1 protein-coding gene is annotated in these 381 nt (G+C 54.6%); it reads right to left on the bottom strand.

Features of this window, described 5'->3' with window-relative positions:
* Positions 1 to 135: 135 nt before the first annotated feature.
* The coding region (locus IB235_RS25495) for a hypothetical protein (RefSeq protein ID WP_225612632.1) at positions 136 to 381 on the bottom strand (246 nt) is incomplete at its 5' end.

Below are 381 nucleotides of genomic sequence, written 5' to 3'. Positions count from 1 at the left end.
GTCCACCCCATAGTCCCTGAGAAACTCCACCGTAGTCGCCATCGCGAAACTCCCGCCCAATCTCCATCAGGCGCGAAATCTCAGGTCACGTGAAAATGCGGAAGGTGGGGCACAGGCGCCGCTTACCTTTATCCTTTAGAAACGCTCTTTAAGGATAGAAATCTCTTCGGCGGATTTTCTTGCGATGACGGCGCCCGAGAGTCCTGCGCCGACGATGAGCAGTGTCATGATCCTTGGTCCCGATTTTCTGGCGATGTGCCTGGTTGTTTCCGGGCTTTTGGGTTCAGGATTGGTAATTTGTGTGGGGTTTTCTGTCCAGCATTGGGGTTCTCGGGAGCTGGAATGCAGAAAGCCGCCCTTGGGCGGCTTGGTGTTTTGGAT

Source organism: Paracoccus sp. PAR01, from assembly GCF_014851995.1.
Taxonomy (GTDB): domain Bacteria; phylum Pseudomonadota; class Alphaproteobacteria; order Rhodobacterales; family Rhodobacteraceae; genus Paracoccus; species Paracoccus litorisediminis.
This window is presented reverse-complemented; position numbering and strand designations above follow the sequence as displayed.